Genomic DNA, 21,585 nt, shown 5'->3' on the forward strand with positions numbered 1-21,585 from the left:
AAAAAGAAATCACCACCGGGAGAAAAGAACCATGTTCCATGACTTCTTCATGACCCTGCATCAATGGATGATGGGCGGTTTCTGGATTGGAGCCGCAGGCAGTTTTCTCTGGGGTGTGGTGAGTGTGCTGCTCTCCCCCTGCCATATGGCCTCCATCCCCCTCATTGTGGGCTATGTGGCGGGCCAGGAAGAAAACCCCAGAGCCTCGCGGGGAGTCTTTTACGCCCTGGCCTTTACCCTGGGACTTTTCATCACCATTGCAGTGCTGGGAGTTCTCGCCACCCTTCTGGGGCGTATGATGGGAGACATCAGCCCCTACTGGACCCTCCTTGTGGGAGTCCTTCTTCTCTGGGTGGCTCTGGACATGCTGGGGGTTCAGGCCTGCTCCATGTCCGGCGGTGCCCTTTCGAAACTGCGGGTGCGGGGGCTTTCCGGAGCCTTCATCCTGGGGCTGGCCTATGGCATTCTTTCCGGCTCCTGCACCTTCGGCTTCATCGCCCCCATCCTCGCCCTCATGACCCTTCAGGAAACCCTGGCCTCGGGCCTTGTCTTTATCGTGCTCTTTGGCATCGGCCACTGTCTTCCCATCGCCATCGCCGGATCCAGCATGGCCTTTGTCCGAAAGGTACTGGAAAATGGTTTTTTCCAGCAGAGCGGTCTGTGGTTCAAGAAATCCGCAGGCCTTGGCATCGGTGTGCTGGGTCTCTACTTCATCCTCAGACCCTTTCTTGCGAATGCCCCCTTATAAACCAGCCGGGACAAAAAAGGTTCTCCCGCTGCTTCGTCCCAGACTCCCTGCCCAAAACGCCTTCCTTCCCCTACAGGCTTTCCAGCACCTCAAGAAATTTTTCAGGCGGAAGATAGCCCTGCCGGTTCAGCAGCACGGTTCCCTCCGGAGAAAGGAAAATACTTGCGGGAACCGTTTCCAGACCAAAGCTTCGGGCCAGATCCCTGGCGCTGAAAACATTGATCTTCACCGGCACAAAATCCGCATTAAGCCTTGTGATGACCGCCTCTGCGGAAAGGGTCTCTTCCGCCATGGTTTTGCACCAGGGGCAGGTGGGCGTATAAAAATAATAATAGACCTTTTTGCCAGAAGCCGCCGCTGACTCCAGCGCCTTTTCAAGCGGCGTCCAGCTCAGGCTTTCTGCGGAAACGCTAAGAACGCTCAACAGCATGAAAACAACCAAAAAAAGCCCTTTGCGAAGTGTCTGCATCAACAATCTCCTTGTATCCGGAATAGGGTGGTCTGGTGTCTGGCCCCGATGGGGAGAAAGGATCCCGCGTGGAACGCTAAAGAAAGGGAAGAACTCTGTCAAGGATGTGGAGCGCGTCATCTCTGCCCTTTTTCCCAAAAACGGCCCCCGCACCTTCCTCAAAAAAAAGGTGCGGGGGATCCTTTTTTCAAATCGTCATCAAGGAGGCGGAGCACCGATCCATCAGGATGTTCTGGGAGAAAACCATCCGGCCGTGGCCTTGCAGAAGGCCACCAGCATGAGCATGAGGGGCACCTCGATGAGCACCCCCACCACCGTGGCAAGGGCTGCACCGGAGGACAGCCCAAAGAGCATCACCGCCGTGGCGATGGCCACCTCAAAATGGTTGGAGGCACCGATCATGGCCGCAGGTGCCGCATCCTCATAGGAAAGCTTCAGCATCCGGGCGGCACCATAGCCGATGGCAAAAATAAGAAGGGTCTGGAGGGTCAAAGGAATGGCGATCCAGACAATGGTCATGGGATTGGCCAGAATCACCTCTCCCTTAAAGGAAAAGAGCAGCACCAGAGTAAAGAGCAGGGCCGTGATGGTCACAGGAGTGAGCACATGGAGAAAACGCTCCTCAAACCAGGTTTTTCCTTTGATGGCCAGAATCCATCTGCGGGAAAGATAGCCCGCCACAAGGGGAAGGGCCACATAGATGGCGATGGAGAGCAGAAGGGCCTGCCAGGGAATGGGCAGACGGCCCACACCGAGCAAAAATCCGCCCAGAACCCCATACAGCACCAGCATGGTGAGGGAGTTGATGGCCACCATGACAAGCGTCAGGCCGTCATTGCCCCTGGAAAGATAGCCCCAGACCAGCACCATGGCCGTACAGGGCGCAATCCCCAGCAAAATACAGCCCGCAAGGTAGGAGCGCCACAGGGGGATTTCCAGCATACGCACCCCTTCATGGAGCACCACCGTACCGGCTCCGTGTGCCGCCCCCAGAGGAAGATCCAGACCCAGAGGCATTCTTACCAGATCCGTGGCTTCAGGCCCGATAAAGCCCCTGAAAAGAAAGCCCAGGAAAAAAAGGGCGATGGCGTACATGGTAAAGGGCTTGATGCCCCAGTTAATGAAAAGGGTGAGAAGGACGGGTCTTGCGCTTTTTCCCGCCTTCACCACACTGGCAAAGTCAATTTTCACCATGATGGGGTACATCATGAAAAACAGACAGATGGCAATGGGAAGGGACACCACCGGGGCTCCGTTCACCGTGAGGGCCATACCATCCAGGGTTCGGGCGAAATCCGGGGCAAGCTTACCCAGAACAATGCCACCCACAATGCAAAGCCCCACCCAGAGGGTGAGGTAACGCTCAAAAAGGCTTTTCATCCGCCTTTCTTCCATTGCCGCCTGCTGTGCCATCTTCTTTTCTCCTTTTACGGTATGAGGGTGCGGAAGTTCAGCTCCCGTAAGGTTCCCCATGAAAAACCGTCCATCCGCTCAGGGTTTGCGGGCCTGAATCCGGGCGCTGCACACACAGGCACCGGCATCCGTACCCGGTACCCATTCCCGGATAAATTCCCGGCTTTCTTCCTGAATTTCAATATGAATATCCGTAAACCCCGCATCTTCAAGGAGCTTCTCCAGAAGCTCCGGGCCAATGGCGCCCGTCACTCAGGCGCAGAGGGCATCGGGATGTTCCAGAAGGGCATCGCTGAAAGGCCGGATCTGCACCACGTCCGAAACGGCAAGCCGCCCGCCCCTGCGCAGCACCCGGAAGGCCTCCCGCAGAACCTGATCCTTTCTTGAGGAAAGGTTCAGGACACAGTTGGAGATGATGACATCCACGGAAACATCCGCCACGGGAAGGTATTCAATCTCGCCAAGGCGGAAGGAAACCTGGGACACCGCCGCCTTTTTTGCATTGGCCCTGGCCTTTTCCACCATCTCCGGGGTCATGTCCACGCCAATGACATGGCCTTCCGGCCCGACCCGCTCCGCCGCAAGAAAGGCATCAAAGCCTGCCCCGCTGCCCAGATCCAGCACCACCTCTCCGGGCTTCAGGGCCGCAAGGGCCAGGGGGTTGCCACAGCCAAGGCCCAGATTGGCCCCTTCGGGCACCACCTTTTCCTCTGCCATGGTATATCCGAGACGTTCTGCCGCGATACTTGCAAAACCACCGTCTCCGCAGCAGCCCGAAACCTTTCCCGATGCCACAGCCCCATAGCGTTTCCGTATCCGAACACCCGGTTCTTCTTCCGGCAGCCCAGCCTTTTCTTCAGACATGCAGCCTCCTTCAGGCAGGGGAATTTCCCTGATTGTCAAGGCTTCCGGGCAGGGTTTCCACAAAGGCCCGGATCTCATCCCGCACCCTGCGGTAGCAGTTCAGTTTTTCTTCAGGATCGTCAAGCTCTGCGGCAAGTCTCGGAGGATCATCAAAGCCCACATGCATGACCCTGGCCTTTCCCGGAAAATACGGACAGGTCTCATGGGCATGGCTGCATACGGTCACCACATAATCAAGATTCACATCCCGAAGCGCATCCAGAAGCTTGGAGCTGTGCCCGGAAATGTCCACCCCTGCTTCGGCCATTACCTGAACGGCATTGGGATTGAGTCCGTGGGTTTCAATGCCTGCGGAGTAACTCTCCAGCACATCGCCCTTCAGATGTCTGGCCCAGCCTTCGGCCATCTGACTGCGGCAGGAATTGCCGGTACACAGGAAAAGCAGCTTCTTTTTTTCTGTCATGACGGGTTTCCTTTCTTGAGGATCAGCACTTTCATATACGCCCTTTATGTTTGCTTTGTGTGGGGCCTTTAAAAATATTGTCAGGACAAGCCCCCACAACAGGAGGCTCCCGTGTAGCCAGAACTTTTAGGTATCTGGTTTCGGACAAACTCCCTGTCCCTCAGGATCACCCCCTCTTCCGGCACATGGATTTTCATCCAGGCAAGAAGGGCGTCTGCCTGCGGGACACCGGAACAAAGGCTGTAATGCATCCATTTTCCGCACTTTCTGGCATCCACCAGACCGGCCTGACGCAACACCCCCATGTGCCGGGAAACCGTTGCCGGTGTAACCCCCAGCATGTCCACCAGATGGCAGGCACAAAGATCCGGAACCTCTGCCAGCACCATCAGCACCCTCAGGCGACTGCTGTCCGAAAGCGCCCTTGCAAGGGCCACAATGGCATCCATGGAACCTCCTTGTTTTGTCATTTAGCCAACAAGCAAAATATAGCAGCACACTCCGCTGCTGCCAAGCCCTTTTTAGCTGCGGATTGTGTGGCCTTGTTTTTCATAAAAGGCCATTATGGGCAATGTCGCCCGTAAGGAAATCCGCAAAAGCCATTTGAATTTTCTCCGTCAAAGGCATAAAACGACTCCGATGTCCGTGAAAACGGTGCGTACACCTACACTCATAGCTCTCGACCCAAAGGAGCCCCGACATGCACGTCCCTTTCCGTCTTTCCGTCAAGATCCTTTTTCTCTGTTTTGTGATCCTTGCATCTTCCGGAACCCGAGGCTTCTCCCAGGGGAGCCAGCCGCCTTCCCCTGAACCGGTCTCCCCTGCGGAGCCTTCAGAACCCGAATCCCCCCAGAAGGCTCTGATACTGCAACGGATCGAAGGAGCCGTACGTATCCTGGAACCGGGATCTCCCTTTCCCAAGCCTCCGGGAACACTTCCCCGCGTTCTGAAAACGGGCGAAAAAATTCAGACCACCCGCGCCGCCAAAGCCCTGATCCTGTCTCCGTACGGGGAAGTGCTTCTCGATGGAGACAGCCTGCTCACCGTGCTGGCCCCGGATGCCACAAAGCTTGAATCCGGTCTGGCTCTTTTTGAAATCACAACACGGGACGGGCGCAGAATCACGGCCCAGACCCCCCTTGTGGTCATCGGTGTCAAGGGAACCCGTTTCATGGTCTCCAGCACGGGAAAACGTGAAGATATCTCTCTTTTCAAGGGAAATGTGGGCGTACAGCGTCAGGACGGACAGGCCATGGCCCATTTCGAGGCAAAATCCCCAAAGGACATGAGCTTTTCCGAATATGCGGCATTTGAAAAAAAGACCTTCGGGGATTATCAGACGGCCATGATGCAGGATTTCATGGATTACAAAAAAATCATGGCCGCAGAATTCAAGGCTTTCAAGGAAGAAATTGACCTGCGCCCGGGAAGGCGTCTGACCATGGGAGGGGGAGAAAAAACCGAGGCTGTGGAAGCAGATCTGGACAAGGCCAGTCAGGAAGCCGCCCAGAGTCTGCAACGCTGGAAAAATCAGCCCTGACTTCCGGCCTTTTCAGCCCTTCAGGCCTGTACCCCGGATTCCTCCCCGTTTTTCCGGATCCATTGCAGCTCCGCATCGGACTGGCGCAGATACAGGGGCAGGATACGGGAAGCAGGCCTGGCAGCATCCAGGCCCTGTAACAGAGCCAGGAAGGCCGCTTCCCTGGCATCCGGGTCATGGGAGAGAAGCCCTGGCCAGAGTGCTCTCTCGCCCATTTCCGCCAGAATCTCTTCCCTGTAGGCAAGGGCGCCGCTGCCCGCAAAAAGAACGGAGCCGTCAAGATCCGCAACAATCCTCCGGGGGTCTGCGGCCATGGGCTCCCCCAGAGCTTCCGGACTTTTTCCCGAAACCCGGAAAAGCTGGGTGTACACTTCCTTTCTCCGGGCATCCAGCATGACACAGACAGGCTGGGGAAAGGCCATAAAACGGGCTGCAAGAACCTCCAGTGTGGAAACTCCCAAAAGGGGCAGGTGCTGTGCCATGGCAAGCCCCTTCAGGGTGCTGACACCGATACGCACCCCCGTAAAACTTCCCGGCCCGATGGTGGTCACCAGAGCCTGTAAATCCTGCAAACCCAGGCCGGAATCCGCCAGGGCCTCCTGAATCATGGACAGGAGGTGACGGGAATGGGTCTCCTCGGGGTGGACAAAACGGGTGGCCAGCACCCGCGTCCCGTCAAGGACACAGACACTGGCCGCCGTACCACTGGTATCCGCTGCAAGAAGCCTCATGCCTCAGCCTTCTTTTTGCGGGGTTTTGCTGTTTTGGCCGCAGGCGGGGTTCCCGAAAGAATATCTTCGGAAATGGCCTGTTTAAGAACCTCTTCCACATCCTTCACCACAACAAAGGAAATCTTACGCTTCACGGCTGCCGGAATTTCCACAAGATCCTTGCGGTTTTTCTCCGGAATCAGAATGGTATGCACCCCTCCCCGCAACGCTCCCAGAGCCTTTTCCTTCAGGCCCCCAATGGGAAGCACCCGGCCCCTCAGGGTCACTTCCCCTGTCATGGCCATATCCTGATTCACGGGTTTTTCCGTGATGACGGAGGCAAGGGCCGTAATCATGGCCACACCGGCAGAAGGCCCGTCCTTGGGAATGGCACCTGCGGGCACATGGATATGAATGTCAAAATCGTCCAGATAATGCGGCCCTTTGCCCATACGCCCCAGATTGGCCTTGACATAGGTGAGGGCTGCCCGGGCGGACTCCTGCATGACCTCGCCGATCTGCCCTGTGATGATCAGCTCCCCCTTGCCAGGCAAAAGGGAGGCTTCAATGTACAGCACCTCTCCCCCGACGGAGGTCCAGGCAAGGCCTGTGGCAAGACCGACCTGATTTTCTTCCTTGTCCATCTCAGGCTGAAATTTGGAGATCCCCAGAAATTTGGAAAGATTGCCACATCCCACCCGCACCTTGCCCGTATGCCCTTCGGCGATCTTCCGGGCCGTCTTGCGACAGATGGTACCGATCTCCCGCTCCAGATTCCGCACCCCGGCTTCTGCGGTATATTCCTCGATAATCAGCTTTAAAGCCGCATCCCCCAGAACCAGAGTCTCTTCCTGCAGTCCGTTTTCCTTCATCTGACGCGGCAGAAGATAGCGCTTGGCAATCTCCAGTTTTTCTTCCGGAGTGTAACCGGGGATCTCGATAATTTCCATGCGATCCAGAAGGGCACAGGGAATGGTATCCGTCATGTTGGCCGTAAGGATGAACATGACGCCGGAAAGATCAAAGGAAAGATTGAGGTAATGATCGGAAAAATCCCCGTTCTGCTCCGGATCCAGCGCCTCCAGCAGGGCTGAGGAAGGATCGCCCCTGTAGTCTGACCCCACCTTGTCAATCTCGTCCATCATGAAAACCGGGTTTTTGGACTCACACTGCTTCAGTCCCTGAAGAATACGGCCAGGCATGGCACCGATATAGGTTCTGCGATGTCCCCGGATTTCCGCCTCATCCCGTATCCCTCCCAGAGAAAGACGGTAGAACTTCCGGCCCATGGCGGCTGCGATGGCCTTGCCCAGAGAGGTTTTTCCCACTCCCGGAGGCCCGAGAAAACAGAGAATAGGCCCCTTGGTGGCGGGATTGAGTTTGCGGACACTCAGGTAATCCAGAATACGTTCCTTGACCCGCTCCAGGCCAAAATGTTCCTTCTCCAGAAGCTTCTGGGCCTTTTTGATATCCAGGACATCCTTGGTAGATTTGTTCCAGGGCATGTCCAGCATCCAGTCCAGATAGGTGCGTACCACAGCGGTTTCCGAGGAATCCGGATGCATCTGCTCCATCCTGCGCAGCTGTTTTCCCGCTTCTTCCTGGGCGGCTTTGGGCATTTTGGCTTTTTTGAGACGCTTTCTGTATTCTTCGATTTCCTGGATGCGCTCATCCGCCTCACCCAGTTCCTTATTGATGGCCCGTACCTGCTCCCTGAGAAAATAATCCCGCTGGGTCTTGGAAATCTCATCCCGGACATCGGAATGGATCTTGGCCTGCATGGCAGAAAGCTCCACCTCCCGAATCAGAAGATCACTGACACGGCGCAGCCTTTCGACAGGATCTTCAATTTCCAGAAGTTCCTGGGCCTCGGACAATTTCAGCCTCAGGTTGGAGGCCACCAGATCCGCAAGACGGCCCGGATCTTCCAGGCCTTCCAGAATGATGCTGACATCCCCGGTCATCTCTCCACGGAAAGACATGATCTTTTCACTCTGATCCCGCACCGTGCGCATCAGGGCTTCCGTTTCCATGGAAAGTGTTTCCATTTCCGCTTCTTCCATCAGCTCAATGCGTACCATAAGCGGCCCATTCTCCGGCAGAAACTCCAGAATACGGGCTTTGCAGATTCCCTGAACCAGGGTTTTCATCCGCCCATCGGGCAGCTTGAGCATACGAAGAATACGGCAGACCGTTCCCACACTGTAAATTTCAGAAGGTTCCGGATCCTCACTGGCCGGATCCTTCTGGGTTGCCATCATCATATAACGGTTGGAAGAAAGGGCCTTGTCCACCGCATATACGGAACGCTCCCGTCCAATGAAAAGGGGGAGCAGCATATCCGTAAAAATCACCACATCCCGCACGGGCATGAGGGGAAGGGTTTCCGGAATATCTTCCACATCATGATCTTCTTCTATGATGCTGATAAGATCATCCTTATCAATTTCCGCCATGGACTCTCCTTAAAATTTCCCACCCACACAAGGAATAAACGCCTGTAGGCTGCAAAAACAACACTTCCAAAAAAAGGGACGGTCTTCCATGAATGGTGAAAAAGACCGCCCTGAAACTTCTCCTGTCCGCATCCTTTCCGGACACAGATTTTCTTATTATAGTAAAGATCGCTCAGGGCGCAAGGGCAGGAAACAAAAATTGTCCGGAAGTAAACATCGGGCAGGGATTGATTTTTAAAAGCCTTGCTCTCATACTGTCGGACTTGAAAGCTGTTTTTGACCGGAATCGCCCCCGAACACGGCCATATGCCCCCCTTTACCTTCGAAAACAAGGATGCTTCCGTGACCTTTTTTCTCGTTTCCGCCTTTATCTTTGGAGCCATTGTCGGCAGTTTTCTCAATGTCTGCATCCTCAGAATTCCTGAAGAGCTTTCCATTGTGCACCCCGCCTCCCGCTGCCCTTCCTGTGAACAGCCCATTGCCTTTTATGACAATATCCCCGTCCTTTCCTGGATTTTCCTCAAAGGAAAGTGCCGCAACTGCAAGATTCCCATTTCTCCCCGCTACGCGCTGGTGGAAGTGCTCACAGGATGCCTGGCAGCCGCTCTGATGTGGCGCTTTGGCCTGCAAGCCATCACCTTAATTCTCTTTGTCTTTAGCGCTGCTCTGGTGGTCATCACCTTCATTGACCTGGATCACCGTATCATTCCGGATGTCATCTCGCTACCCGGCATTCCTCTGGGCTTTCTTGCCAGTTTCTTTTCCATCGGACTCATGAACTCCGGCATCGGTATTCTGGCGGGAGGAGGCAGCCTCCTTGCCGTTGCCCTTGGCTACAGACTCCTCACGGGAAGGGATGGCATGGGCGGGGGTGATATCAAGCTGCTGGCCATGATCGGTGCCTTTATCGGATGGGAAGGTGTGCTGTTCACCATTTTTGCGTCTTCCCTCACCGGAACCCTGGTCGGTATTCTCGCCATGGTGAAACAAAAAAAAGGGATGCGTCTGGCCATTCCCTTTGGCCCCTTTCTGGCTCTGGGGGCCCTGCTCTACATCTTCTGGGGCCCCATGCTGATCCGCCTTTACCTTGAAAGTCTGGGCCGGGCCTGAAACCTTAAGGGCCGGTAAAAAACACCTCCATAAAAAATGCACCGGAAGGGGTTTCAATGGGAATGAGCAGTACAGGCCCCGCCCCCCCATGCTCAATGAGGTGGTTCTCACCGGAAAGCACCCGGCTCAGTTCGGCCTTTCTGGAAATACCGGACTGGGCAAGGCTGTTGTTTGCCTGACCGCAGACCTGGTTCATCATTTCCCCCACCGCGTCCCTGATCTCCTCATTGATTTCCGTAAGCTCTTCCCCGAACATCCGGGATACGGCGGTCAGGATACAGGAGGCGGAAAAGGTCAGGGCCAGGGAAATTTTCGGCTCCCCGGAAAGAAGAATACAGCCCGTTATGGGGCCCAGGGCCTTCTGGTCTTTCTTGATGTAGGGCGGTTTCGTACGCCCCTCCAGGGTTGCCGTGGTTTTCAGTACCTTCAGGGCAGCTTCAATAAAAGGATTGATCAGGGCAGCATCCACACGCTTCTCCTTCCCGAAAAAAGGGGCATACAGGAAAAGGGCATCAGGACGTTTCCTGCGGCCCTTGCCAAACCCTTCTCCCACAGGCATATTTGATACGCCTGATTATAGACATCAGCAGACCAAACCGCAACGAAACCCTCACGCAGAGGTATTTTTTCGATCAAGGAGCCTCCATGACCCAGCCCCGCCATCCCATTGTGTCCAACCTTGCCTCCAGCAGGGTAAAAAAAGGTAAAATCGTTTCCGCCAGGGAAGCCATACGGGTCATCCGCAACGGCGATACCCTGGTGGTCAGCGGCTTTGTCACCACAGGCGTTCCCGAAGAAATCCTCATCGCCCTTGAAGAGGAGTTTCTCACCTCCGGAAAACCCAAAGACCTGACCCTCATTTATACTGCGGGCATCGGAGACAGAAAAGACAAGGGCATGAACCGCCTTGGCCATGAAGGCCTTGTAAAGAGGGTCATCGGCGGACACTGGGGGCTTGTGCCGAAACTTCAGAAGCTTGCCATGGAAAACCGCATTGAAGCCTACAACCTGCCCCAGGGCGTTATCTCCCACATGTACCGGGACATTGCCGCAGGCAAACCCCGTACCCTCAGCCGGGTGGGGCTGGGAACCTTTGTCGATCCCCGTCTGGAGGGCGGTAAAATCAATACCCGTACCCAGGAAGATCTGGTGGAGCTGATCCATTTTGACGGGAAGGAATATCTTGCCTATAAAAACCAGCCCATCAACGTGGCCATACTCCGGGGTACCACGGCGGATCTTGACGGCAATATCACCATGGAAAAGGAAGCCCTCACCCTGGAAGCCCAGGCCATGGCCATGGCAGCCCACAACTCCGGAGGCTTTGTCATTGTGCAGGTGGAACGCATCGCAGAGCGCAACAGTCTCTCCCCCAGAGCCGTAAAAATCCCCGGTATCCTGGTGGACTGTGTGGTGCAGGCCAGCCCGGAAAACCACTGGCAGACCCTTTCCTCCTTTTACAACCCCGCCTACAGCGGCGAAATCCGGGTGCCCTCCCAGTCCCTCGAAGACATGCCCCTGAACCTGCGCAAGATCATTGCACGCAGGGCCGCCCTGGAGCTGAGGCCCAACAGTGTGGTGAACCTTGGGATCGGTATGCCCGAAGGCATTGCATCCGTAGCCCACGAAGAAAAGGTGCTGGATTACCTCACCCTGACGGCGGAACCCGGTGTCATCGGCGGTATTCCTTCCGGAGGTCTCGATTTCGGAACGGGCATCAACACGGATGCCATCATCGACCAGCCTTCCCAGTTCGATTTTTACGACGGCGGTGGTCTGGATATCGCTTTCCTCGGCCTTGCCCAGGCCGACCGTTTCGGTAACCTCAATGTGAGCCGTTTCGGCAAAAGCCTCACCGGTGCAGGCGGCTTCATCAATATCAGCCAGAATTCCAAGCGGGTGGTCTTTGTGGGATCCTTCACCGCAGGCAGACTGGAGGTCGCCATTAAAAATGACCAGCTTGTGATTTTACAGGAAGGAGAAAGCCGCAAGTTTGTTGAAGATGTGGAGCAGATCACCTTCAGTGGCAAGGTAGCCTCCCAGAATGGTCAGGATGTCCTCTATGTGACGGAGCGCTGTGTCTTCCGGCTCACCCCCCATGGTCTGCTCCTGACAGAAATCGCTCCGGGTATGAACCTCGAAAGGGATATTCTGGCCCACATGGGCTTTCCCCCCCGCATTGCAGACAATCTGGAAACCATGGATCCAAGAATCTTCTCCCCCGAACCCATGGGCCTGAAAAAGGATCTGCTGGAGCTTCCCCTGGCCCATCGGCTGCACTACCACAGCGAAGACAATACCTTTTTTGTCAATTTTGAGGGCTTTTCCATCTGGGCGGAAGCGGATATCCGGGACATTGAGGAAGCCGCCACAAGCATTCTGGAACCCCTGGGGCACAAGGTCGCCGCCATTATCAACTACGACAATTTCCGCATCCATCCCGAACTCATGGACAGCTATGTTGAAATGGTGGATCGTCTGGTCAAACGTTTCTATACCGGTGTCACCCGCTACACCACCAGCGCCTTCATGCGTATGAAGCTGGGAGACGCCCTGGCCAGACGGCAGGCAGCTCCCCACATCTATGAAAGTCCGGAAGAGGCCAGAAAGGCCCTGGAAAACTTTATCTGATTCCCCCCTGCTTCAGCTGCCGTTCCCATGCTCCAGCGTGGGAACGGTGGGGTCAGTGCTGTATGGGGCAAAGTACGGCTGTTTCGCCTCTCCGGGAAAAGGCATGGAGGCAAAAACAGGATCTGATACGCCCACAAAGCAGGTAATCCCTGTAAACAAAAAAAGAGGCCCCCATGATCCCCCTGGAAATTCTGATTCCCTTTGTGACCGCATCCCTGCTTTTAGCCCTGGCTCCGGGGCCGGACAACATCTTTGTTCTCACCCAGTCCGCCCTGCACGGCAGCGCCGCAGGCCTCATGGTCATGCTGGGACTCTGCACAGGTCTTGTGGCCCACAGCAGCGCCGTGGCCCTTGGCGTGGCTGTGATCTTTCAGACTTCAGCCATGGCCTTTTCCCTTTTGAAATTCGCAGGAGCAGGCTACCTTCTCTGGCTGGCATGGCAGGCCTTTCGCGCTTCCGGCACCCGGATTTCCGCAGGGATGGAACCGAGACCCGGTCTTCTGGCCCTCTACGGCCGGGGCATTCTCATGAACATCACCAATCCCAAAGTGGCCATTTTTTTCCTGGCCTTTCTGCCCCAGTTCGCATCCCCCTCCAGAGGATCGGTTCCTCTCCAGATCCTTCTGCTGGGTGGTTTTTTCATCCTTGCCACCTTTGTGGTGTTCGGCGGCATTGCCCTCATGGCCGGAACCCTCGGCCAGTGGCTGAACCGCTCCCAGGGCGTACAGAAAATCCTCAACCGCCTTGCAGGAACGGTTTTTCTCGGCCTTGCCCTGGCCCTTGTCCGGGCAGAACGCTGAAAGGCTTCTAGCCCTGGGCCTCCTCCCGCAGGCGCTCCAGTTCCTCCCACCTGGCATAGAGGCTCTCCACTTCCCTCCCCGCCTCTTCCATCTCCAGGCAAAGATGCTGAAGGGCGGCCCCGTCAGACTGAATTTCCGGTGCAGTCAGCCGTAAATTCAAGTCCTGAAGCCGGGACTCCGCGTCGAGAATGCGCTCCTCCATACCATCCAGTTCCCTCTGCAGTTTATACGAGAGCTTTCCAGGACTGGTCTTTTTTTCCCGAACCTGGGTCCTGGGAGGGCTTTCCTTTTTTTCCTTCGGAGTTTCCTTCCGCCTCACATCGGCAAGCCACTGATCCATGGTGGCAAAAAGTCCTGTTCCACCCTCGCCATCAAAACCCAGAACCCGCTGACAGACCGTATCCATGAGATAGCGGTCATGGGAAACCAGCACCACAGCGCCGGGAAACTCCTGAAGACTGTCCTCCAGCACCTCAAGGGAGGGAATGTCGAGATCGTTGGTGGGTTCATCCAGAAGCAGTACATCCGCAGGACGGCGCATGAGATTGGCCAGAAGAATCCTCGCCTTCTCTCCGCCGGAAAGTTTCCCTACAGGCTGGTGAAGCTGTTCAGCCCGGAAAAGAAAACGGGAGGCCCAGCTTACCACATGCAGGCTTCGTCCCTGATAAAGCACGCTGTCCCCGTCCGGGCAGAGCGCCTGTTTCAGGCTGATCTCCGGATCAATGTCTTCCCGTCTCTGATCAAAATAGACCACGGAAAGCCCGTCTGCCCACTTCACCTCCCCTGAATCCGGACGGATCTCTCCTGCCAGCATCCGCATGAAGGTGGATTTTCCCGCGCCATTCCGTCCGGCAAGTCCCAGCCGCATTCCAGGAGACAGCACCAGGGAAACATGGGAAAAGAGACTGCGCTCTGCCACCCTTCCCCCAAGATCCACAAGCTCCATGAGCTTTTTGCTTTTCCGCTCCGTGCTGTCGAATTCCAGAGTGACACGGGTCTGCTGACGGTTCCGGAAACGCACGGCGGAAAGCTCATCTTCCAGCCTGCCCGCGGCGTCAATACGATACTGGGCCTTGGTCGTCCGGGCCTTGGGCATACGACGCAGCCATTCGGTTTCCCGGCGCATCCGGTTTTCCAGGCGGGCTTCCCTTTCCTCCTGCTGCTGCAGAAAAAGCTCCCGCTGCTCCCGGAACCGCTCATACCCCCCATTCATGGAAAAAAAGCCTTCGGGATAGTAGCGGCCCAGTTCCACAATGCGCTGACTGACACGATCGAGAAAACGACGGTCATGGGAAACGGCGATAAAGGCAAAATCCGCTGTTTTCAGACGCTCTTCCAGCCAGAGAATCCCCTCGACATCGAGATGGTTGGTCGGCTCATCCAGAAGAAGCAGTTCGGGAAGACGCACCAGTTCCCGTACAATGGCCAGCCTTTTACGCCATCCACCGGAAAGACTGTCCACCCCTGCATCCAGATCGGGAAACCCCGCCTCGCCCATGATGCGCCGGATTCTGCCGTAGGCTTCAGGGTCTTCCGGGCCTGAGGCTGCGGCATCTTCCAGAATCTCCCGAACGGATCGGCCTGAAGGAAAGCTGTCCTCCTGAAAAAGAAAGGCCAGTCTCAGCCCTTTTCGCATCAGCACTTCACCGGAATCCTGACTCTCCTGCCCCCCCAGAATTTTTAACAGGGTACTCTTGCCGGATCCGTTGGGACCGATCAGCCCCAGACGTTCCCCCTCCGCCACGCCGAGATTCAATCCTTCAAAAAGGATCTGTTCACCATAAATCTTGCCCAGTCCTTTCCACGAAAGCAGTGCCGCCATAACATACGCTCCTGAAAAGCCTCCTCCCGCTGAGACAGAAAAAGGCTCCATGTGATTTCTTGTGATCATCCATCCTGAAATGGAGGGACTCCGCCGGCCTCCGGCCAGAAACCTTGTACATGAGCTGAAAAATGAAAACCAGATCTTTCTGAGACCCCAAAAAAGGGAGCCTGTCCCGCACATGCCGATGCCCTTCCCCGGGCTATGACGCAGAACGGGGAAGGCCAGCGCCTTCCCCGTTCCCCGAGACCTTTTCCCATCACCTCAAAAAACCAGCTATTCCGTCTGATGCGGGCAAAAAATCCCGGATTCAGCCCTCAATACGTGCACGCACATCCAGGGCCATAACCCGCCCATCCCTGAAAATCCGCACAGGATTCAGATCCAGCTCCACAATCTGAGGATGGGCCGCCACCAGGGTGGAAACCCTGGAAACCAGATCGGAAAAGCCTTCAATCTCAACCGCCATCCCCCCCCGCGCTCCCTGAAGAAGGGCATAGGATTTAAGAGATTTAAGACGTTCTGCCACTTTGGACGGGGATGCCGGACAAAGCAGGTTGTCCACATCCTTGAAGATCTCCACAAACACCCCGCCATACCCAAAAAAGACCACTGGGCCGAAGGCAGGATCCTGGCTGGCTCCCACAAACATATCATGCCCTTCCGCCGCCATTTTCACCACACGCACCCCTTCAAAACGGGCCTCAGGAAGGTGCTGAAACAGGGATTCCCGGATAGCGGTAAAGGCGGATGCCACCTCCTCTCCGCTCTTCAGTCCCACCCGGACACCGCCCACATCGGACTTGTGCAGGGCATCGGGACTGACCACCTTCAGCACCACAGGATAGCCCATGGTCTGCGCCGCAGCAACCGCCTCCTCTGCCGTGGCTGCAACACAGTTCTCAGGAACGGCAATGCCATGGGCCTTCAGGACTTCCAGAAACTCTTCGCCCACATCCCCGGAATGGGAAGCCAGAACACGCCCAACCGAAGCCTCGGTCTCTGCGGGCGGAGCCGCCGCCTCCACGGCCAGGGCTGCACGTCGGGCATAATAATCCCGCTGCATGGCCAGGGCCGCAATCATGGATTCCGGGGTATTGAAAAGGGGATAGGCAAAATTACGCTTCAGCCTGTCCATGGTGGGGGCTGTTCCAAGAATCACGGCTCCCAGAGGTTTTCCGGAAGAACGCACGGCACCGACGGCTTCCCGGGAGATATCGGTCTTGAACATCCGGGTGAAAATATCCTTTTCCTCACCCTTGGGCATATCCGGCCACTGGCTCAGAAAAACAACCCCATCCACGCCTTCACTGTGCAGTACTCCATGGAAAATGGGCGCATAATGCGCCATATCATACACATCTCCCAGATCCAGGGGGTTGGAAAACTTAATGATTCCCGCATTGCCCATCTTCTGCATACGGCGGTAAAAGTCCTCTCCGGGATCGGCCAGGATAAAACCGTTCTTTTCGCAGATATCTGCCATGATTACGGCAAAACCACCGGCAGGACTCATGACCATAAGCCGGTTTCCCCTGAGGGGGGGAAGATCAAAGGCCTTGGCTGCGCTGATAAAATCCTCGAAATTGTTCAGCCGGATGATCCCGGCTTCCCTGAAAGCAGAATTCATCACGCCCTCATCGGAAGCCAGAGAAGCGGTATGGCTCATGGCCGCCTTCTGACCCGCCTCCGTGGTATTGGATTTATAGATGAGAATGGGTTTATCGATTTTCCGGGCTGCTTCCACCAGGGCTTTGCCATCGGCAATGGACTCCAGATAAATACCGATCACCCGTGTGTCCGGATCCTTGCCCAGGTATTCCAGAAGATCAATTTCCGTTACATTCAGCTTGTTACCGATACTGGCAAATTTGGCCAGTCCCACATTCTCGTTCCTGAGCTGGTTCCACTGAAAAAGCCCCAGCCCCCCGCTCTGGGAAATCAGGGAAAATCCACCGGATGCAGGTTTGAAGGTCGGGACAAAGGGCAGGCAGAGTCCGTTTCGGGTATTGGCCACAGCCAGACAGTTGGGGCCCACAAAACGGACACCATGTTTTCCTGCAATTTCCAGGGTTTTCTGTGCCAGCCTTTCCCCCTCCTCTCCCAACTCATTGAAACCGCCGGACATCAGGGCCAGATGCCGGATACCGAAGCTGCCACAGGCCTCCACCGTTTCCGGAACATAACGGGCAGGAATGAGCAGCACGGCCAGATCCGGAATCATGGGAAGATCTTCCACACGACCATACATGGAAATTCCGGAAACCTGCTCTTCCCTGCCTCCGGGATGTACACCGAAAATCCGTCCCCTGTATCCCCAGCGCAGCAGATTCTCCAGAATCAGGCGGGGAATATTGTCGGATTTTGCGGACAGCCCGAAAATAACGATGGATTCCGGATTGAACAATTTCTCCATAGCCCTGCATCCTCCTTGACCCCAAAGGGTCGGTATGGTTTTTATAAGTGAGTAAAACTCACTTTTTAAATTTAAAAAAACGGCCCCGGACAGCACCACCCCCGTGACGGGGCGCCCCCGTGGGTACTGTCCGAAACCGTCTATGGGGAAAGCGTAACCCCTTCACGCAGCACACGCACCAGCTGACTTGCCACACCCGCCACATCAAGATCCCTGTGGAAAAGAACCCCCCAGAGACAGGTATGCTCTATGGCTCCCAGCAGAATATCCCGCAAAAAACGCACATCCAGATCCTGACGAATCACACGGGATACCCGCCCTTCTTCCAGAAGAGCCTGCAACATACGGCTGTACACCTGCACACAGCCATAGGCACGGCTGGTAAAAAAATCCGGGAGGCTCCGCACCTCAATAAGAATGATACGGGCAAAAACACGCTGACTGGCATAGACAATGACGGTTTCATCAATGAAGGCATGGAGCTTTGCAAACACATCCGTTTCCAGATCCATACGGGCACGAATCCGCAGAATAACCCCTTCAAACATCTCTTCCAGCACCTGATAAAGCAGATCCCGTTTATCCTTGAAATATTTATAAATCAGTCCCTCGGTTACCCCGGCAAGACGGGCAATTTCAGCGGTGGTGATGGCGTCAAAGCCCTGATCCTCCAGAAGAAGGCGCAGAGCCTGCATGATCTTGATTCTTCCGGGAGGCTGCTTTCTTGGAGGTAGAGCCATGCACATTCTCCTCTACAAAATGGAAACAAAAAGGTGAGCGCTACTTACCCTTTTAAACCAACAAAAGTCAATGGTTTTTTTCATAAAAATCAAATCCTTATATGATTTTAAATTCTATAAACGAATAATCATTCAAAAAGAGCAGATCATGTTCCGCGTTGACCCTGTCCGAATACTCCCATAGAATCCTGTCCAGCCTGAGAATGCCATGCCCTTCTCCCCTTTCCCCATGGGAAGAAAGGGCCAAGGATTCACACCAGCATCCGGCTTTTCTCAAAAAATGAAAAGTTACTCCCCTGGCCAGGCATGCCCTTTCCCTGAAAGGCGAAAACAACCGTTCAGTTGACCATACGGCATTGCCCCGTCGCTCCCATGCTGGAGCATGGAAACGACAGCTGAAGTTAAGGTTATCCTCCGAAAAAGGAAAACAGCAAAGCCATGAAAACTTTTTTAATTACCAATGATGACGGCATGGATGCTCCTGGACTGGCAGCTCTGGAAGCCGCCCTCAGGCCCATCGCCCGTGTCGTAATCCTGGCTCCGGACAGCCCCCAGTCCGGCATCAGCCACAGGGTCTCTCTCTGGGAGACCGTTCAGGTGGTGGAAGAAGGCAAAAATCGCTACAGAATTTCGGGAACCCCAGCGGACTGTGTTCGCATCGGACTCAGCCATATCGTCCCGGAAGCAGACTGCGTTTTTTCAGGTATCAACATCGGCGCCAATCTCGGCTATGATATCTATCTTTCCGGCACCGTTGCCGCAGCACGGGAAGCAGCCTTCCAGGGCAAACCTGCCATGGCCCTTTCCCAGTATATTGCTGCCAACAGTCAGCCCAACTGGGAGGCGGCCCGGATTCTCTTAAACAACCTGGTACCCGAATTCCTGAACCTGCCCATCAAAAAAGGAGAATACCTCAACATCAATCTCCCCCAGACATCGCCCCTTCAAACAAAAATTCCGGAATGGCACTTCTGCCATCCGGAAAAAACGCCCTATGATACCTGCATCCGTATCCACAGCCAGCAATATGCCTATACAGCAGACATCCACGCAAGACCGAGACCTGCTGGCTCGGATGTGGATGTCTGTTTTAGCGGCGACGTTTCCGTCAGTCGCCTTTTCATCTGAACACTGTCTTCAGCAGGAGCCGACACCATTTGTCGGCTCCCCCCAAAAGCGCATGTCGTCAGGAAGGATTTTTCTCTTCCGGTACGGAAACCATGACAAAGGCCCGTATCTTCTCAAGACTTTTCGCACCGATCCCCTTCACACGCTGGAGATCCTCAACACTTTTATAAGGACCATTGGCCGTACGCTCCGCAATGATACGCTCTGCGATGGCCTTTCCAATCCCCTTGATCTGCACCAGCTCCTCCACCGTTGCCATGTTCACATCGACCTTGCCCTCCTGAGCGCCCCCCATCCCCGCAATGGCAAGACTGAAAAAAAGAGAAATCAGAAGCACTGCCCACATTTTTCGCAATCCGTTCATAAAGTATTCTCCTCCTTAATCCATGTTAAGGCATGGGCACAACACCTCCGTCGCCGCAGAGAACATCAGATATAACCAGATGATTTTAAACAGATAAATCAGTTAACTATAAAAGTATGTCTCAACAGGCACAAAGGGAACCCAAGCGCAGATGTTAAAAACCGGATGCCAGTCACCCGGAAACCTGCATAAAAAAATCCAGACCCTTACCCTGAAAAGGTATTCTTTTTTAAAAAAAACTCAAAGGATCTGAAAATAAAGAAAAAATGGCTATAACATCATATAGAAAGGAATAAATCGTGGGAGAGAATTTAAAGAATATCGGGGAAAAGGGCAAGTCTTATTTTCGGTATTTACTTTTTTTAAAACGCACAAAAAAACATCAGAAACTCTTTCAGGATGGGTTCAACGCTGTATGGATCCCATGTACGGCTGTTTTCGTCTTTCATGGAAAGGGCATGGAGGCAAAGGCAAGACCTGAAACGGCATGGCTGAGTCCGGATAACACTCAGAAAATCTTTTGGGGGTTCAGAATCCCTGCGGGATCAAAGGCTCGTTTAAGACGCAGCATCAGCGCCTTTTCATCCGGCCCGATCTCCATATCAATATACGGCTGTTTGGAAGTACCAACCCCATGTTCACCGGAAAGCGTTCCTCCAATGGCCAGGGTATAGCGGAAAAGCTCCTCCACAGCCCAGTTCGCCCGGCGCAGGGCCTTGGCATCGTTTTTATCCAGCATGATATTAAAATGGATATTCCCGTCTCCGGCATGACCGAAACTTACCATCATAAGACGGGTCTTTTCCTTGAGCTCCCGTATTTTCTCCACCACATCGGGAATTCTGGAACGGGGTACCACGATATCTTCGTTGATCTTATGCGGCCCATAGCGGAAAAGGGCCGGAGAAACGGCCTTTCGCGCTGCCCAGAGCCGCTTGGCTTCCTCAGCGGAAGCCGCAACCCGTACCTCCCTCGCCCCCATTTTCCGGCAAAGAGCCGCCACATCCTCCACCATACCTGCGGTTTCCGAGGCCCGCCCATCCACCTCAATAATAAGCATGGCACCGGCATCCAGGGGCAGCTCCCCCGGCATACGGGTTTCCGCACAGGCGATAGCCGCCTGATCCATATATTCTATGGTTCTCGGAATCAGTCCCTGACGGATGATCTCAGAAACCGTTGCCGCAGCCTGGTTCATGGCATCGAACACCACCGTCAGAGTACGTACGGATTCGGGCAGGGGCAAAAGACGCAGGGTCATGGCCGTGATCACCGCCAGGGTACCTTCGGATCCCACAATGAGACGGGTGAGATCATAGCCCACCACGCCCTTGGCGGTCTGCACACCCGTCTGAAGGATCTCGCCTGTGGGCAGCACCACCTCAAGCCCCAGCACATAATCCCGGGTAACACCATATTTCACGGCCCTGGGACCACCGGCACACTCGGCAAGGTTGCCGCCTAAGGTACAGAAAGCGGAACTGGCAGGATCCGGAGGATAAAAAAGCCCCCTGGATTCCACAAATTTATGAAAATCCCCGGTGACGACTCCCGGCTCCACCCGGGCCACCAGGTTGTCCGTATCCAGAGACAAAATACGGTTCATGCCCGCCATGACCAGTACCACCCCACCGGCCACAGGAATGGAGCCTCCGGTCATCCCCGATCCCCCTCCCCTGGGCGTTACGGGAATACCATGGCGGGTCGCAAGCGTCATCAGAGCGGCAATCTGACGGGCATCCTTTGCCCAGACTACGGCATCGGGCAGGGCTTTTCCCGATGTGGCGTCATAGCTGTACAGCAAGCGATCGGCCTCGCTGTCGGAAAAGGCATCCGCCCCCACAGCCCCTTGCAGCATTTCCCGCAGCATCCGCCATCCCGGTTTTTTCTGCATCACAGACGACCTCCGTC

At 55.1% G+C, this 21,585-nt stretch carries 20 protein-coding genes; 6 read left to right on the forward strand and 14 right to left on the reverse strand.

All coding sequences use genetic code 11. The features are described from left to right. Window positions 1–31 precede the first annotated feature (31 nt). Window positions 32–748, forward strand: coding sequence for a cytochrome c biogenesis CcdA family protein (locus tag BR04_RS13740; RefSeq protein ID WP_496356595.1), 717 nt, complete (start codon window positions 32–34; stop codon window positions 746–748). A gap of 70 nt (window positions 749–818) precedes the next feature. On the opposite strand, the gene BR04_RS13745 is transcribed toward BR04_RS13740, so the two are convergent. From BR04_RS13745 to BR04_RS13770, 6 genes are all read right to left on the reverse strand, one after another. Then, window positions 819–1,217: a thioredoxin family protein gene (locus BR04_RS13745; RefSeq protein ID WP_496356596.1), complete on the reverse strand. Its 399-nt coding sequence runs from the start codon at window positions 1,215–1,217 to the stop codon at window positions 819–821. Between the two features lie 222 nt (window positions 1,218–1,439). Continuing rightward, complete coding sequence (gene arsB, locus BR04_RS13750; protein ID WP_496356597.1) at window positions 1,440–2,630, reverse strand: ACR3 family arsenite efflux transporter; 1,191 nt, start codon at window positions 2,628–2,630, stop codon at window positions 1,440–1,442. A 78-nt stretch (window positions 2,631–2,708) separates the two neighbouring features. Further along, window positions 2,709–2,882, reverse strand: a complete 174-nt coding sequence (locus BR04_RS13755) for a hypothetical protein (RefSeq protein ID WP_496356598.1) — start codon at window positions 2,880–2,882, stop codon at window positions 2,709–2,711. Next, window positions 2,883–3,494 carry a methyltransferase domain-containing protein gene (locus tag BR04_RS13760; protein ID WP_496356599.1) on the reverse strand — a complete coding sequence of 204 codons (612 nt, stop codon included), beginning with the start codon at window positions 3,492–3,494 and terminating at the stop codon, window positions 2,883–2,885. A 10-nt stretch (window positions 3,495–3,504) separates the two neighbouring features. Further along, a complete protein-coding gene (locus tag BR04_RS13765) occupies window positions 3,505–3,957 on the reverse strand; it encodes an arsenate reductase ArsC (RefSeq protein ID WP_496356600.1) in 453 nt (150 codons plus the stop codon). An 80-nt stretch (window positions 3,958–4,037) separates the two neighbouring features. Continuing rightward, on the reverse strand, window positions 4,038–4,406 hold the full coding sequence (locus tag BR04_RS13770; protein WP_496356601.1) for an ArsR/SmtB family transcription factor: 369 nt from the start codon (window positions 4,404–4,406) through the stop codon (window positions 4,038–4,040). A gap of 251 nt (window positions 4,407–4,657) precedes the next feature. On the opposite strand from BR04_RS13770, the gene BR04_RS13775 reads away from it, so the two are divergent. Next, window positions 4,658–5,497 (forward strand): FecR family protein, encoded by an 840-nt coding sequence (locus BR04_RS13775; RefSeq protein WP_496356602.1) that lies wholly within the window; start codon window positions 4,658–4,660, stop codon window positions 5,495–5,497. 20 nt (window positions 5,498–5,517) lie between these two features. Here the strand turns inward: BR04_RS13775 and tsaB are convergent, their stop codons facing one another. Both tsaB and lon read right to left on the reverse strand, forming a co-directional pair. Next, window positions 5,518–6,228, reverse strand: a complete 711-nt coding sequence (gene tsaB / locus BR04_RS13780; protein WP_496356603.1) for a tRNA (adenosine(37)-N6)-threonylcarbamoyltransferase complex dimerization subunit type 1 TsaB — start codon at window positions 6,226–6,228, stop codon at window positions 5,518–5,520. Beyond that, on the reverse strand, window positions 6,225–8,663 hold the full coding sequence (gene lon / locus BR04_RS13785; RefSeq protein WP_496356604.1) for an endopeptidase La: 2,439 nt from the start codon (window positions 8,661–8,663) through the stop codon (window positions 6,225–6,227). Before lon ends, tsaB begins: the two co-directional genes overlap by 4 nt. A 342-nt stretch (window positions 8,664–9,005) precedes the next feature. On the opposite strand from lon, the gene BR04_RS13790 reads away from it, so the two are divergent. Continuing rightward, complete coding sequence (locus BR04_RS13790) at window positions 9,006–9,773, forward strand: prepilin peptidase (protein ID WP_496356605.1); 768 nt, start codon at window positions 9,006–9,008, stop codon at window positions 9,771–9,773. Between the two features lie 4 nt (window positions 9,774–9,777). Here the strand turns inward: BR04_RS13790 and BR04_RS13795 are convergent, their stop codons facing one another. Then, entirely contained in the window at window positions 9,778–10,332 is a 555-nt protein-coding gene (locus BR04_RS13795) for a chemotaxis protein CheX (RefSeq protein ID WP_496356606.1), read from the reverse strand. An 86-nt stretch (window positions 10,333–10,418) separates the two neighbouring features. On the opposite strand from BR04_RS13795, the gene BR04_RS13800 reads away from it, so the two are divergent. Both BR04_RS13800 and BR04_RS13805 read left to right on the forward strand, forming a co-directional pair. Next, window positions 10,419–12,404: an acyl CoA:acetate/3-ketoacid CoA transferase gene (locus BR04_RS13800; protein ID WP_496356607.1), complete on the forward strand. Its 1,986-nt coding sequence runs from the start codon at window positions 10,419–10,421 to the stop codon at window positions 12,402–12,404. A gap of 173 nt (window positions 12,405–12,577) precedes the next feature. Beyond that, complete coding sequence (locus tag BR04_RS13805; RefSeq protein WP_496356608.1) at window positions 12,578–13,204, forward strand: LysE family translocator; 627 nt, start codon at window positions 12,578–12,580, stop codon at window positions 13,202–13,204. Window positions 13,205–13,211: 7 nt separating this feature from the next. Here BR04_RS13805 and BR04_RS13810 read toward each other — a convergent pair whose 3' ends face one another. The 3 genes from BR04_RS13810 to BR04_RS13820 form a co-directional block, all read right to left on the reverse strand. Then, window positions 13,212–15,026, reverse strand: coding sequence for an ABC-F family ATP-binding cassette domain-containing protein (locus BR04_RS13810; protein ID WP_496356609.1), 1,815 nt, complete (start codon window positions 15,024–15,026; stop codon window positions 13,212–13,214). 310 nt (window positions 15,027–15,336) lie between these two features. After that, window positions 15,337–17,442, reverse strand: coding sequence for an acetate--CoA ligase family protein (locus BR04_RS13815; RefSeq protein ID WP_496356610.1), 2,106 nt, complete (start codon window positions 17,440–17,442; stop codon window positions 15,337–15,339). A 140-nt stretch (window positions 17,443–17,582) separates the two neighbouring features. Beyond that, window positions 17,583–18,182, reverse strand: coding sequence for a TetR/AcrR family transcriptional regulator (locus tag BR04_RS13820; protein ID WP_496356611.1), 600 nt, complete (start codon window positions 18,180–18,182; stop codon window positions 17,583–17,585). Window positions 18,183–18,620: 438 nt separating this feature from the next. Between BR04_RS13820 and surE the strand changes: the two genes are divergently transcribed. Continuing rightward, entirely contained in the window at window positions 18,621–19,310 is a 690-nt protein-coding gene (gene surE, locus BR04_RS13825; RefSeq protein ID WP_496356612.1) for a 5'/3'-nucleotidase SurE, read from the forward strand. A gap of 58 nt (window positions 19,311–19,368) precedes the next feature. Here the strand turns inward: surE and BR04_RS13830 are convergent, their stop codons facing one another. Continuing rightward, complete coding sequence (locus BR04_RS13830) at window positions 19,369–19,656, reverse strand: ComEA family DNA-binding protein (protein ID WP_496356613.1); 288 nt, start codon at window positions 19,654–19,656, stop codon at window positions 19,369–19,371. A 526-nt stretch (window positions 19,657–20,182) separates the two neighbouring features. Beyond that, entirely contained in the window at window positions 20,183–21,568 is a 1,386-nt protein-coding gene (locus BR04_RS13835) for an FAD-binding oxidoreductase (RefSeq protein ID WP_496356632.1), read from the reverse strand. Window positions 21,569–21,585 lie beyond the last annotated feature (17 nt).

It is taken from the genome of Desulfobotulus sapovorans DSM 2055 (assembly GCF_059569355.1).